The 14758-nt window shown below is 36.6% G+C and carries 11 protein-coding genes; 1 reads left to right on the top strand and 10 read right to left on the bottom strand.

Annotated elements, in window-relative coordinates; genetic code table 11:
* Nucleotides 1–249 precede the first annotated feature (249 nt).
* On the bottom strand, nt 250–945 hold the full coding sequence (locus GVN22_RS11810; RefSeq protein ID WP_166551231.1) for a LytTR family DNA-binding domain-containing protein: 696 nt from the start codon (nt 943–945) through the stop codon (nt 250–252).
* Complete coding sequence (locus tag GVN22_RS11805) at nt 935–1969, bottom strand: sensor histidine kinase (protein ID WP_166551230.1); 1035 nt, start codon at nt 1967–1969, stop codon at nt 935–937. The genes GVN22_RS11810 and GVN22_RS11805 overlap by 11 nt, the downstream gene beginning before the upstream one ends.
* A gap of 368 nt (nt 1970–2337) precedes the next feature.
* On the opposite strand from GVN22_RS11805, the gene GVN22_RS11800 reads away from it, so the two are divergent.
* Complete coding sequence (locus GVN22_RS11800; protein WP_166551229.1) at nt 2338–4938, top strand: TonB-dependent receptor; 2601 nt, start codon at nt 2338–2340, stop codon at nt 4936–4938.
* Between the two features lie 216 nt (nt 4939–5154).
* On the opposite strand, the gene GVN22_RS11795 is transcribed toward GVN22_RS11800, so the two are convergent.
* The 8 genes from GVN22_RS11795 to GVN22_RS11760 all read right to left on the bottom strand — a co-directional run bounded on the left by GVN22_RS11795 (nt 5155) and on the right by GVN22_RS11760 (nt 14614).
* Nucleotides 5155–6024, bottom strand: a complete 870-nt coding sequence (locus GVN22_RS11795) for a hypothetical protein (RefSeq protein WP_166551228.1) — start codon at nt 6022–6024, stop codon at nt 5155–5157.
* 155 nt (nt 6025–6179) lie between these two features.
* Nucleotides 6180–8525, bottom strand: coding sequence for an RND family transporter (locus GVN22_RS11790; protein WP_166551227.1), 2346 nt, complete (start codon nt 8523–8525; stop codon nt 6180–6182).
* Between the two features lie 148 nt (nt 8526–8673).
* Complete coding sequence (locus GVN22_RS11785) at nt 8674–9033, bottom strand: hypothetical protein (protein WP_166551226.1); 360 nt, start codon at nt 9031–9033, stop codon at nt 8674–8676.
* 175 nt (nt 9034–9208) lie between these two features.
* Nucleotides 9209–10372: an aldose epimerase family protein gene (locus GVN22_RS11780; RefSeq protein WP_166551225.1), complete on the bottom strand. Its 1164-nt coding sequence runs from the start codon at nt 10370–10372 to the stop codon at nt 9209–9211.
* A 159-nt stretch (nt 10373–10531) separates the two neighbouring features.
* Complete coding sequence (fsa, locus tag GVN22_RS11775; RefSeq protein WP_166551224.1) at nt 10532–11188, bottom strand: fructose-6-phosphate aldolase; 657 nt, start codon at nt 11186–11188, stop codon at nt 10532–10534.
* A gap of 1 nt (nt 11189) precedes the next feature.
* Nucleotides 11190–11846 carry an HAD family phosphatase gene (locus GVN22_RS11770; protein WP_166551223.1) on the bottom strand — a complete coding sequence of 219 codons (657 nt, stop codon included), beginning with the start codon at nt 11844–11846 and terminating at the stop codon, nt 11190–11192.
* Between the two features lie 8 nt (nt 11847–11854).
* Nucleotides 11855–12799: a glycoside hydrolase family 43 protein gene (locus GVN22_RS11765; RefSeq protein ID WP_166551222.1), complete on the bottom strand. Its 945-nt coding sequence runs from the start codon at nt 12797–12799 to the stop codon at nt 11855–11857.
* Between the two features lie 159 nt (nt 12800–12958).
* A complete protein-coding gene (locus GVN22_RS11760; RefSeq protein ID WP_166551221.1) occupies nt 12959–14614 on the bottom strand; it encodes a sodium/sugar symporter in 1656 nt (551 codons plus the stop codon).
* Between the last annotated feature and the right edge of the window lie 144 nt (nt 14615–14758).

Raw genomic sequence — 14758 nt, 5'->3', positions numbered from 1 at the left:
AACTAAAGGTACTTTAGGCTCAAAACCCCGACTTCCAATTGATAAATTTGGGATAATCCACTTCTCTATTGTATTTTACTCAACATTCCCTGTAAGTGATATTTTATGATTAGATACCACAAAATTCTCACTTATTTGGAAATGTTTTGCATTTGTTTAAACAGCTTCATTTCCAACATTACTAACGCAAAATCCCCTTTTTTGTTATCATTTAGCCATATTAATACAATTTCTAGCTTGGTATCTTATTTATTCAAGTGCTTTAATATTATCAATATATTTTTTTCCAACTGGTAATTCAACCTTCGATAATAAGACTTTCGAATGATGAAAACCTGTGATTTTCTGTTTGTTGACAATGTAAGAATTGTGAATCCTTACAAAGATTTGTTCCGACAATCGGCTTTCGATTCCTCGCAAATTACTACGTGTCAGAATAGGGTACGTTTTTTCGTGAATATAGATTTTTACATAGTCTTTTAAGCCTTCGATATAGATAATTTCGTCATAAAATATCTTAACTTTTTTGTATTCAGCATTCACAATAATGTACTGTTGAACTTCCTCTTGTGGGGGCAAAGTTCTCAATTTTAGTCTATCCTCTATCTTTTTAAGCGCAGCCGATATCCTCTCTTTTCGAATTGGTTTTACCAGATAATCTACCGCATTTAGTTCAAAGCCTTCCACTGCATATTGATTGTATGCTGTCGTAAAAACCACCAAGGGAGGATTTTCCAATGTTTTGACAAATTGTGTTCCCAAAACCTCAGGCATTTGAATATCCGAGAATAGTACATCTACCTCCTGAACTTGTAGAAAATCTAGTACATCACTTGGATCATGAAATTTACCAAGGACTTCTACTTCTGGAAATTGCAGTAGGTCATCTTCCAGAATATTGAGCGCAAACGGCTCATCATCAAGTAAAATACATCTAATTTTCATCTAAAATAAGTTCAAGTTTTACCTCAAAATAGCCCTCTTGATTATTAATTTCTAAGTTATATTTATGAGGATAAAGTAGTTCTAATCGTCGTTTGATATTACTAAGACCAATACCCTCTGTGTTGAGCGTTGTCTTGTTCAACAGCACTTTATTTTTTGACAAAAACAAAATTCCATGCTCTGTATTCTGTAAAGTAAAAATGATTTCTGGTGAATTTTTACTATCGATTCCGTACTTAAATGCATTCTCGACAAAATGAATAAACAGCAAAGGTGCAACGCTATATGGCTTGATAGATGGAGACACTTGAAACTCCACCTTCCCCTCAATGGGCAATCGCAAAGCTTGTAATTCTATATAGTTTCTCAGATGTTCAATTTCTTTGTTGATGTCAACATTCGAATCGCTTACTTCATAAATAATATATCGAAGTATTTCTGAAAGCTTAATAATAGTGTCTTCCGAATTAGGGTGACTTTTGCGGACTAGCCAACGAATATTATTGAGGGTATTAAATAAAAAATGAGGACTAATTTGGAGTTTGAGCATATTTAGCTCAGCCACAGTTTTTTCCAATTCCATTTGTTTGTATAATTCCTTTTGGCGCGCTTGCTCATTATACAAAAACAACATCGTACTTGCCAAAATACAAACTGTATAAAAAAATAAAGGACCAATAATTCTAGCAAACAAAAAATCCAAAGTACCTACTTTTACAGGATGTGGCGGTCCCATCAGTGAGATTAAATAATTGACACCCGCATAGGTCAACCCTCCTAATAACAACACGCCAAAGTATTTCCATCGCTTGGTCGAAAAGAATAGTTTAGGACCAATGTAAAGCAGGTGTGAATAAAAAATAATTGCCCAAACAATCATGTTGGTTGTATGAGTTTTGAAAAAAGCAAAATCTAGCTTTTGAAGCTTGCTGGGTTCATACAAAAAAATGATATAGGGAAACAGATAAAGGATTGTCCACGTAAGGATATGTCCCGTATATGGTTTGATGGCTTGTTTCAACATAAGTTTAACATGTTATTGATTAATTGTAAGGTTGTTATCAGTCATGGAAAAGTCCTACTTTGAGACTATTTTTTTATTTAGCTTAAATAGCTTTTTGTTAGACATTTTTAATCTGTTGATTTTAAACAACTTAATACAAAACACATAATCTTGTGACTTGTTATTCATTTCGACAACAAACTTACTGAATAGATTCTAATCCACGATGTTCATCCATATACAGTTCACATCATTGCGTCTACAGCCGAATGGAATTTCGAGAAATTGCCCGCAAATTTGAATCATCAATCGCAAGAGAGAGTGATGTTATTCAAAATGTAGTAAATAAAAATTTCCTCTGATAAACTCTCGAATTAACTCTATCAATCATGAATAAGATATTAACAATTATGTTGGTGCTTTTCTCAATGTCGGGATTCGCACAGATGCCCTCAGGTGGTGCAGGCAAAATGCCTGAATGGAAAGCGTATGGCAAAATAGTAGATGAGCAAGGCAAACCCGTAGAATTTGCTTCAGTCGTAGTACTTAAAAGCGTTGTTGACAAGGATACTAAGAAAGAAAAAGATGTTTTGGTAAAAGCTCAACAGACCCAATTGAATGGTGATTTTAGTTTTTCTGGTTTACCTATGATGGCTAAATTAAAACTTAAAATCAGTTCGGTAGGCTATAAAACGTTGGAAATGCCTTTGGCAGTATCTATGCCTAAAATGGAAGGTGGCGCACCAAAGCCAGGTCAACAACCTGACCCTGCGATGATGGCGAAAATGATGGCAGCGATGGACAAAGATCTAGGAAATATCAAATTAGCTTCAGAGTCTACTCTCCTTGATGGTGTAACCGTTAACGGTTCTAAGCCATTATTGGAAATGGATATTGACAAAAAGAGTTTTAATGTTTCTAAAAACTTAGTTACTTCGGGCGGTACTGCGGTAGACATCATGCGCAATATTCCTTCGTTGCAAGTAGACATTGACGGTAATGTTAAGCTAAGAAATGCATCTCCTGTATTGTACATAGACGGTCGCCCAACAACATTGAGCCTAGACCAAATCCCTGCGGATGCTATCGAAAAAGTTGAGGTAATCACCAATCCATCAGCTAAATACGATGCTTCTGGAAGTACTGCTGGTATCTTGAACTTGGTTTTGAAGAAAAACAAAAAGAGTGGTTACAATGGTATGGTAAACGTAGGGGCTGACCGTTTTGGTGGCTCAAATATCATGGGAAACCTAAGCGTTCGTCAAAACAAAGTAAACGTTTCATTGATGTTTATGAATATGCGTATGCGTAACAACGTTACAGGTAACAGCGACCGCTCAAGCACCATTGGTGGTACACAATCGAGTATCGCGCAGGACATCAATAGCAAAACAAAAGGTAACATGACTTTTGGTCGCTTAGGTATGGACTACTATGTATCAAACCGTGCAACACTTTCGGTGGCTGGTTTCTTCGGACAAGGTAATTTTGATCCAACTGAAGATTTGAAAATTACGACCAAAATTAATGGTGTTACGAGCTTTAGTAATAGACTTTCGAATACGGAAAGAGCTTTCAAACCAAGAGGTTTGCAATTAGGATTTAAACAAAACTTCAAAACAGAAGGAGAAGAACTTTCTGCTGACTTAAACTACTTTGGTGGTGACAACTCTTCCAATGCAGTTTACTCTACCAATTATTATAATGCACAAAATGTTATTACTGGAAATCAAATTCAGAAAAATATTGGTGAAGGGAACAACAAAGTTTTGACCGTTCAGACAGACTATGTAAAACCTTTGAAGGGAAAAATCACTCTAGAAACTGGTGCAAAAATCCAAATCAATTACAATAAAAACCTGAATAACAACACCTTAAAAGCTGTAGGTTCTGATATTTACAAAGATATTACTTCTGCTTCTGTAAATTATGAAGGTGAAAATTATGTGTATGCTGCTTATGTTTCATTTGCTGGAAAATTACCAAAATTGTTTTCTTATAAAGTTGGTTTACGTGGTGAAAGCTCAAAATATGATGGTTCGCTTTTAGCCAACAACCAAAAATTTAGCAACGAATATCCAATAAGTTTATTCCCTTCGATATTCTTAACCAGAGAATTATCTAAGACAGACCAATTACAATTGAGCGTAACAAGAAGAGTAAATAGACCAAACTTTTTCCAACAAATTCCTTACGTAGATTATAGCGATAGCTTGAATATTACTAGAGGTAATCCCAACTTGGTACCAGAATTTACTACCTCAAGCGAGATATCATATAGTCACTCAAAAGGTAATTCAACTTTCTTAGCTTCGGGCTATTACAAATATACTAATAACCTAATCACTAGATATTTGAGTCAAGAAATCAACCCAATAAGTGGTAAAACGGATCTGATTAATACCTATATCAATGCCAATTCGAGTGTAACGTATGGTACTGAGTTTACTTACACAACTAAATTGAAAGCATTTTGGGATTTAACGGCGAACTTGAACTTTTATAACTCAAAAATCAATACCCAAAACATCGAAAACGCGCAAGCTACAGATGCTCTTTGGACAGTGTTTGGTAAAATCAACAACAGTTTTACTTTACCTCAAAAATGGGTAATCCAGCTTTCGGGTGACTATCAAGGCAAAACCAATATGCCAATTACTCAAAACCAAGGTTTTGGTCCTCCAATGAGTCAGGCACAAAGTTCATCACAAGGGTATATCAAACCTTTTTATGGAGTTGACATTGCCATCAAGAAGAGTTTCTTGAAAAATGATATTGCCTCGGCAACACTTTCGGTTAACGATATTTTCAGAACTAGAGGAAACACACAAGTATCGTACGGTGAAGGATTTACACAAACTTACTATCGTTTGAATAACCCACAATTGGTGAGATTGAACCTCTCGATTCGTTTTGGACAGATGGATATGAGCATATTTAAGAGAAGTTCTAAAAATGCCTCATCGATGGACGGTATGCAAATGCAGTAGTTTTTTGGATAATAAATCATAGAAATAGTGACAAGGTGTATTATGATATTGTAATGCACTGAATAAACCACCGCGCATTTTGTACGGTGGTTTTTTGTTTGGCTTTGGGTAGCAAGCTTTGGAATACAAGCTAAAATCGAATTCAGTTTTGAGGGCAACCTATTTTAGGCAAGGGCAAAGGACAATTCATCACTCACAACTCAAAACTCCACACCATTAATTGATTCCTTGTTCGCTCAAGATATTTTTCAACAAAGGCTCAAGGTCTTCCTTTTTAGTTTGTGAACTTATATGCTTGGTAAGATTATCATAAATAGATTGGTCACCAATTTGGTCTATTTGATAAGTCAACACCTTAATCAGTCTCAAATACTTTCGTCGTTGATACCACACAAATCCAATAATCAGTAACGCTGCCAAAGTGATACCTCCGATTATCATGGAGGCTTGACGCTGTACGAAAGGTATATCTTTATGAACAATCTTGTCAATCCTACTTGTGAGCGTATCTATGGTCGGTTGAAGGGTATTATTGACTAATTGTTGGGTACGCATAGAAGTTTTTTCACTTAAGATATTACCAATAATTGAATCCAATTTTGCTTTAGAGGCAGGGCTATTCATGGAATCCAAGGCATTTTGAAGCATATTAGTCAAAAGTCTTTGCGAATTTTTGTCGAGTGTTCGCATGATTTTGACAACCAATTCATCGGTGAATTTCAAATCGCCTTTGAGCCGCCCAATTTGCCAATGCAGATTATCTCCCAATTTTGTCAACTGAATATTGGTGGTATCGCCTGCAATAGCAATCGCATGAATGAGTTTTTTAATATCAGGGTTCAGCGTATCTGCAAATCCCTTCAGTCCAGAAGCAGCATGTGGTAGGGCTTTGGTAGCACCCAGTACAAAGTTTTCTCCTGCTTTTGAGGTTAAATCACTTAAGGCAGGTTCGGCTTTATTGAGGGGTTTGGTCAAATCAATTTTGTCAACCTCATTTTTGAGAACGTTACATGAGGTAAAAAGTAGGGACAAAATCATCGCTAAAACAGACTGTTTTAGGATAGAAAGTGGTAGTAGGTGTTTCATAAGAGATTAAAAAGTGTGTTATGATAGATTTTATGCAAAATAGGCAATTCAACATTCATAAAACATCATAATCTATTATTCGGTCAAAAACAAAAGAGGGATGATTGTTTAAAACAATCATCCCTCTGGTATATTATATTCTGCTTAAAGCAATCTTATTGTTCTTCCAACACTACAGCTTTAGTTTTTCTAACATCCAATTTTTTACGATTGATTGTCAACAACAATGCTGGTAACAAAATCAAGTTGGTACACATCGCAATCAAAAGTGTAATAGAAACCATCACACCCATAGCAGCAGTTCCACCAAAACTTGAAGCTGCAAAAATAGAGAAGCCGCAAAACAATATTATCGCAGTATAAATCATACTTAAACCTGTTCCAAAAATCGTATTAGTAATCGATTCGCGAACGCTATTGCCTTTATCTTCCAATTCTTGACGATAGCGTGTCAAGAAATAAACTGTTCCATCCGAAGCAATACCGAAGGTAATACTAAAGATCAGAATTGTTGAAGGCTTGAAGTGAATATCAAAAAAGCCCATAATTCCCGCTGTCAATGCCAATGGAATCAAGCAAGGCAATTTTGATAAAATAATGATAGGAATCGAACGGAAAAGTACCATACCCACCAAAGCAATCAACACAATGGCAATCAATAAACTTTCGTACAAGTTGCCCAATAAGTAATCATTACTTTTCAAAAACACCAAACTATGTCCCGTTAGGCTTACTTTATATTGGTCTTTCGGGAAAATTTCATCTACCTGTGGTTGGATTTCTTTCATCAGTTCTTTGATACGAACCGAACCCACATCAGCCATTTGGTAACTGATACGTGTGATACTTTTATCATCGTTCAAAAACGGCTTGATTTGTTTTGAAGCTGACGAAGAATCTGTTTGAAGATATTCCGACAGTTTTGACAACTCAAACACACTTGGCATAATAAAGTATCTTGCTTCGCCACCTTTATAAGATTGATACAAGAAACGAACTGCTTCCACAATCGATAATGGTTTTGAAAACTCTTTATATTGTTTCAAGCGATTTTGAAGCGATTTAATTTTGTACAAAGCCTCTGCTTGATTATCAAAAACACCATTTTTACGTTTTGTATCAATCATAATTTCAAACGGCAATACTCCGTTGAAGTTTTCTTCGAAAAAGCGTAAATCTGTATAAATTGGATCCTTTTTAGGAAGATCATCTACCACATAACCAATCACGTTGATTTTGGTCACACCATAAGCAGATACCAACACAACCACCAACGCCGTCAAGTAAATCGCTGGGCGGTTATTATGTACCGTATGGTCAATCCAAGACAAGAATTTCTTTGCCCATTGTCCGTCCAAATGCTTCAAATGCTTTACCTGAGGCAAGCCCATATAGTACACCGAAATAGGAACCAACACCAAACATAGCACATAAGTTACCATTACGTTGAGCGCTGACACTACCCCGAACTCGACCAACAAGCTACTATTAGTAAAGTAAAATACCCCAAAACCAATAGCAGTAGTCATATTCGCCAAGAATGTAGATAAACCAATACCCGTAATCATGTTGCGAATGGCCAATTGTTTGTCACCATGCGCTAACAACTCAGCTTGGTAGCGGTTAATCAAGAAAATACAGTTTGGCACACCAATCACAATCAACAATGGTGGAATCAAACCTGTAAGCATCGTAATCTTATAGCCCATCATCACCAATGTACCTACCGAAAATACTACGCCAATCAGCACCACAAGAATCGAAACTAAGGTAAAGCGAACCGAACGGAAGAAAAACCATAAAATCGCCGCAGTTACCAATACCGCCAATCCCATAAACAATTCCATTTCATGAGAAACCTTTTGCATCGTAGCAGTACGAATAAAAGGCATACCTGAAAAATGAAGTGTTGTTTTGTGTTTTAGTTCAAACTGATGAGCTAAGTCTCTGATTTCCTGAACAATTGAAATACGTTTCTTCGAATTCAAATCCTTCTCATTGAACGTAATTGCCATCAAGGTAGTGTTGGTTTTCGAATTAACAACCATTCCTTCGTAGAACTTCAGATTAGCAATTTTGTCTTTGATTGAATCAACCTCAGCTTGAGACTTCGGCTTCTGAGTCAACAAAGGTTTTACGTCAAAACGCTTCGTTGTTTCATTTACTTTCAAATCAATCAAGTTAGTCAATGAAATTACATTCTTGATACCTTCATGTTTTTTGATTGCCTGCGAAAGGTCATACCAATCGTTGAAGTTATCTAATTTATACATCTCAGATGATTGGTATCCAATCACCATTAGACTACCATCTTCACCAAATAATTTTCTAAAGCGTTGATATTCTTGTTCAATAGGGTCGTTGGCAGGAAGGATTCGAGCAAACTCATACGAAAGTTGGATTCTACTCGCTTGATACCCCATATAAATGGTTGATACTATAATCAATCCAATCCAAAATAATCTATTTCGGATGATTAGCTCGGCAATTTTATTCCACATAATGTGTAATGTTAAATGATGATTGGGCCTTTTTTTAAATCACTGTTTGTATGCGATACTTCAAAAAGGCGGTGTTCAGTGATTTGGCTTGTTCCTAACTGTAAAAATAAATTGTATGTCTGAAGAGTTCAGTGATATTACCCAAAATTCATGGAGCATTGATGTCGATATAATATTGGGTTAATAACTGATACGGAACGAGAAGAAATATATTACTTAACGCATTTGAAGGCTTGAATCTTATGAGTGCGTTAAGGCAATTAAATTCTAATTTGAAACTTAGTTTGTCAAAGTCATGTAATATTTTGAGAATACTTCCTATGTTTTTTGAAAACGCTAGCGTCATTTCATCAAAATAGGTATCTGCTTGTTCGAGCGTCAATTTGGCCAATAGGCCATTTTCGCATTGATATTGCAACATAGTTCGCCCTGTAATGCTGTAGCTAATAACCATTACTGATAGCATCAAAGCAAAAATGGGCAATATGTTACTTTTAAAATATATCATGCTTTGTTACAAAATTAGTGTAGATGTCGGGAGTTGCCCAAAAAAATAGGACTTTTCCAAATTTTTCATCTTATAATCATACATAAAATAGTAAAAATCTAATTTACCATTTTGAGATAAACAAAAAAAGACAGCCCTTCAAGAGCTGTCTTCCATTCAGTATTTTGTATTTTTCTTATTTCTTTACCGAAAACTTATAAACAGTTGTTGTTTCGTAAGTTTCACCAGGCTTCAAAACTGTACTTGGGAATTTTGGTTTGTTTGGAGAATCTGGATAGTGTTGTGTTTCTAAACAAAGACCAAAGCGATGCTTATACACTTTACCGCCTTTTCCTGTGATAGTTCCATCCAAGAAGTTACCCGTATAAAACTGAATAGCTGGCTCTGTTGTGAATACTTCCAACACACGACCGCTTGTTGGCTCATATACAGAAGCTGCTAATTTCAAATTCTTTGTTGAGTCTGTTAATACCCAGCAATGATCATATCCTAATCCAAATTTAATTTGCTCATCCTTAGTATCATTGATTCTAGCACCAATTTTAGATGACTTTGTAAAATCAAATGGAGTTCCAGCTACTGGCTTCAATTCTCCAGTTGGAATCAACGTTGCGTCTACTGGTAAGAATTTATCAGCATTTAAAGTTACTTCATGATCTAGGATATCGCTATCAAAACCACCTTTCAAGTTGAAATAAGCATGGTTTGTCAAGTTTACAACCGTCGCTTTGTCTGTAGTTGCTTTATAGTCGATTTTTAATGAATTATCTTTTTGCAAAGTATAAACAACTTCTACTGACAAATTACCTGGGTAGCCTTCCTCACCATCTTTTGCGGTGTAAGTCAATTTCAATGATGGCTCTTCACCTTCAATTGGAGTAGCTTTCCAAAGAACTTTATCAAATCCCTTCAAACCACCATGCAAAGCATTTGGTCCGTTGTTTTTAGCAAGTGAATAGCTTTTACCATCCAATGTAAATTGTCCTTTGGCGATACGGTTGCCATAGCGACCAATCAAAGCGCCGAAATACGGAACACCTTTTTGATAACCCGCAAGTGAATCACATCCGAGTGTAATATCATCAAATTTACCATTTTTGTCTGGAGCTGTCCACGATACAATCGTACCCCCAAAATCAGAGATTTGAACGGTAGTTCCTGCTGCATTGTGCAAGGTGTAAAGCGTAGCTTGTGTACTATCAGAAACTTTTCCGAAAGCCGATTGTTCGATTTTCAAGCTATCAGAAGTACCTTGAGTAGATTCAGATTTTTTACTTTCGCAAGCCCACAATAAACTGGCTGTTAATAAACTTGCTACGAGAAGATTGTTTTTTTTCATAGTTTTTTTACTGTAAAATGGAAACATTTGGGTTATCAAGAATTATATCGGATGTCGGATTTTTGATTTCGAATTGATAAAGTTTCCCATATCTTGAAATCAAAAATCCTATCCAAAATTGCCTATTTTTTTTCTAATAATTCAAAACGCCACGCTCAATTAGTTCCACTTTCCTGCCATATCCTTCATAAACTTCTCTAGACCGATGTCAGTCAAAGGATGTTTAAGTAATGCCAAGATAGCACTCAAAGGACCAGTCATCACATCCGCACCGATTTCAGCACACTTAAGAATATGCACAGGATGGCGGATAGATGCCGCTAGAATTTCTGTTTCGAAACCATAATTGTCATAAATCGTACGAATTTGCTCGATTAATTCAGTGCCATCAAAAGAAATATCATCTAAACGACCCACGAACGGAGAAACATAAGTTGCACCAGCTTTTGCCGCTAATAAAGCTTGTCCCGCTGAAAACACTAAAGTACAGTTGGTTTTAATTCCTTTATCAGAAAAATAGCGAATCGCACGGATACCATCTTTAATCATAGGAACTTTCACTACGATTTTTTCATCCAATGCTGCAAGTATTTCTCCCTCAGCAATCATGCCTTCATAATCAGTTGAGATTACTTCGGCACTTACATCTCCATCAACGATAGCGCAGATAGCTTTGTAATGTGCAATGATATTGTCTTTGCCACTGATGCCTTCTTTCGCCATCAATGATGGGTTGGTTGTTACACCATCTAATACACCTAAATTTTGTGCTTCTTGAATTTCCTGCAAATTGGCAGTGTCAATAAAAAATTTCATGTCAAATACGTTTTAAAGTTGAAAACAGATTAAGGGTTGTGTAATCGGGCACGCAAAACAATACGCTTGCAAACCCGTCAAACTCGTCCGCTTTGTGCGTCGTAGTAATAATGACAGCCTTCATTCCAGCATTGAGTGCGGTGCGGGCTCCTGTGGGCGAATCCTCAAATACCAAACATTGCTCGTAAGGCACGTCCAATTGGTCGGCTACCTTAAAAAACACTGTTGGGTCTGGTTTACCCAAAGTCACATCGCGATCGCAAACAATCGACTTGAAATAATGACGAATGTTCAAATTGTCTAACACAAAATCTACATTTTCGGCACGCGCCGCTGTACCAATACCTATCGGAATACCAGCTTCATGAGCCGTTTGTAGCAATTGTGCTAACCCATCCACCAATCTGAGTTCAGGCAAAAATACCTCTCGGTAAATTGCCTCTTTCTCAAATGAAATTTTATCACGTTCTTCAAAAGAGTATTGCTCTCCAAAAATACGCTGTAAAATTTCATCATTTTTGCCATGACATGTAGCGATAACTTCCTCCAAAGTCATTTCTTTCCCTAGTTCGGCGAGTTTCTTTTGCCATGCACGATGATGAACCATCATGTTGTCCACCATGGTTCCGTCCATATCAAAAATTAGAGCATTTTGCATCACAAAAATTATTGTTTTAGTAAAAACTCAACATCTGCCTTACTTGCCTTAAATACCGTTCCATGACGAGTACCCTTCGGAAAATGAACTTCTTCAGAAATATCTATCCAATTTTTTAGGTCTTTCGATTTCAAAGCTCCCATTTTGTGGCGTGTATATTGGTCGAAATATACAACCCAATCCTCACCAATTTTAGTTACCGTTGGTCCTTCAATCCAATCTAATTTTGAGATTGGTTCAGATGCAGGCGAAAAACCACTGTTCAAATGTTTGCTCAAAGCAAGCTTCAAATTCTTTTTTACAGGGTTTTTGGTCTCATCTTTCATAATCATAGCATATTTTTTCTTGGAAACTTGAAAAATTGATACATCGATTACGTTGAAACCAGGGTCATAAAATAAGCGAGTAGGGGTAAATGTCTTGAAATCCTTTGTTGAAGTCGAATACATACGGTGGTTGTATTTGCCATCGCCTTTGCCACCTTCGGTACTGGCAAATCTATCAGGAATGGTAGTAGCCCAATAAATCAAATATTCCTTGGTTTTAGCATCATAATTAATCTCTGGTGCCCAGCAGTTGAGCGCAGTTGGCTCATGTGCCATCACAGGGATAAATTGTTGTTCTGACCAATGCACCAAATCTTTCGAACGTGCATAGCCGATGCCAAGGTCATTCCAAGAAACTGTCCATACCATGTGAAAGTAACCATCTGGACCTTTCAAAATACAAGGGTCACGCATGAGCTTGTCTTTGCTAACTGTTGGACGTAAAAATGAACTATCCTTTTTCAATGCAGTCCAATTATAACCATCATAACTATAAGCCAAATGCAAACCATCTTGACCATTATCTCTGAAAGAAGAAAACAAATAGACATCATTCTGTGCCATAGATGTTGTTCCAAGTCCAAGAAGCATTCCAACAAAGAGTCCTAAAAAAAATCGAATTTTCATATCAATAACTGAAATATTGGGTGGGTATAAGTATTGAGTGATTTATTGAATTAGTGGTTAAGTGATTTATTGAAATTTGTATCCATGGTTAGGAGTACTCGCCACAGATACAAATTCATTTTCAAATTATAAAATCTTCAAATTTTCAAATCGAAAATCTTACCAGAATATCGTATAAATCAATACGACAACGGCAGTAATCAATAGTGCACCAAAACGGAAAGCTTTGTCAGATTTAAACCAAGTACTATCCACAACAAAAGCTTTTGGATGGTCTTTTCCTTTTGATTCAATTAAACTGATGACAACAGTTACCAGTGCACAAATCCAGAATACAACACCCATACGGTTAAGGAAAGGCATATCTGGCGCTTGAACTTTTAACAATGCCGACATCGGAATACTCAAGATAGTAGCAGCTAATGCACCGTTGGCAGTAGCCTTTTTCCAGAAGAAACCTAACAAGAAAATTGCTAAGATACCTGGAGAAATAAATCCTGTGTATTCTTGAATGTATTGGAAACCTTGACCTAAGTTTTTCAACAATGGACTAATAGCCAATGCAATTACAAAAGACACTACAATAGATACACGACCCATCCATACCATTTGCTTTTCGTTTAGGTCTGGTGCGAAGAATTTCTTATGAATATCCAATACATAAATCGTCGAGATACTGTTGGCTTTTCCTGCCAATGACGCTACAATCGCTGCGGTAAGTGCTGCAAACGCCATACCTTTCAAACCTGTAGGAAGGATATTTAACAAAACTGGATATGCATTGTCTGGTTTCACAATACCGCCTTCTCTAATTCCTTCGACAATTGCCATATCTGCATTTTCTTGGAATAGTACATACGCTGCCAAACCTGGTAATACAACAATGATTGGCATCAACATTTTGAGGAATGAAGCAAACAACAAACCTGAACGAGCTGTTTTTAAGTCTGCACCTAAAGCGCGTTGCGTGATATATTGATTACAACCAAAGTAATTAAGGTTTACAATCCATTGACCACCAACAATAAACATTAATAAGCCTGGCAATTGGTTGTACGCATCAATCATACCTCCCTGACCATCATGCACTTGGTATTGTCCTTTGGCAAAAATCATGTGCAAATGACTATCCGCTTTGTCTTTAATCAAACTTAAGCCTTCGAAAATACCTGCTCCAGAACCCACTTTTGCTGAAAGTAAATCTAATGCCAAGTAAGTCGTTGCCAAACCACCTACGACCAAACAAACAACCTGAATTACATCGGTATAACCAATTACCTTCATACCTCCAAGGGTAATAAAAATCGCAAATATGGTCAAGAAGGTTGCACAAGCCATAAAACTAAAGCCTGTCATCGTCTCAAGACTCAATGCTCCTAGGTAGATAATAGAAGTTAGGTTGACCAAAATGTACAAAAACAACCAGAATACTGCCATAATCGTACTGATACGATTGTCATAGCGACTTGCCAAAAACTGTGGCATAGTGTAAATATTGTTTCGGATATACATCGGTAAAAAGAATACCGCAATCAAAATCAGCGAGAAAGCTCCCACCAATTCGTACACCGAAATAGCAATACCTAATTGAAAAGCCTGTCCACTCATACCGATAAATTGTTCGGCTGAGATATTTGAGGCAATAATCGACGAACCAATAGCCCACCAAGTAAGTGAACCTTCCGCCAAGAAAAAGTCTTTTGAGTCAGCAGTTTGCTTACCCTTATTTTTGTAAACCCAATAACCGTAGCTTGCCACGATAACGAAGTACACAAAAAAGATAATGTAGTCGAGAGATTCTAATCCGAGCTTCATAGATTAATAGAAGGTGATAAAAGATGGTGAGGCTTCACCAAGGGCTTTTAGGTTTAATTTGAAAATTACGTTTCTGTACCGAATTGAGAATGAAAAGTTTAGTTAATAAAAACCTTCCTTATCTTCTCAACTCAGTACGCTTAT

It is taken from the genome of Cellulophaga sp. BC115SP, assembly GCF_009905545.1.
GTDB lineage: Bacteria > Bacteroidota > Bacteroidia > Cytophagales > Spirosomataceae > Flectobacillus > Flectobacillus rivi.
The sequence above is the reverse complement of the archived record's forward strand: the minus strand, read 5'-3'. Positions and strand labels throughout refer to the sequence as shown.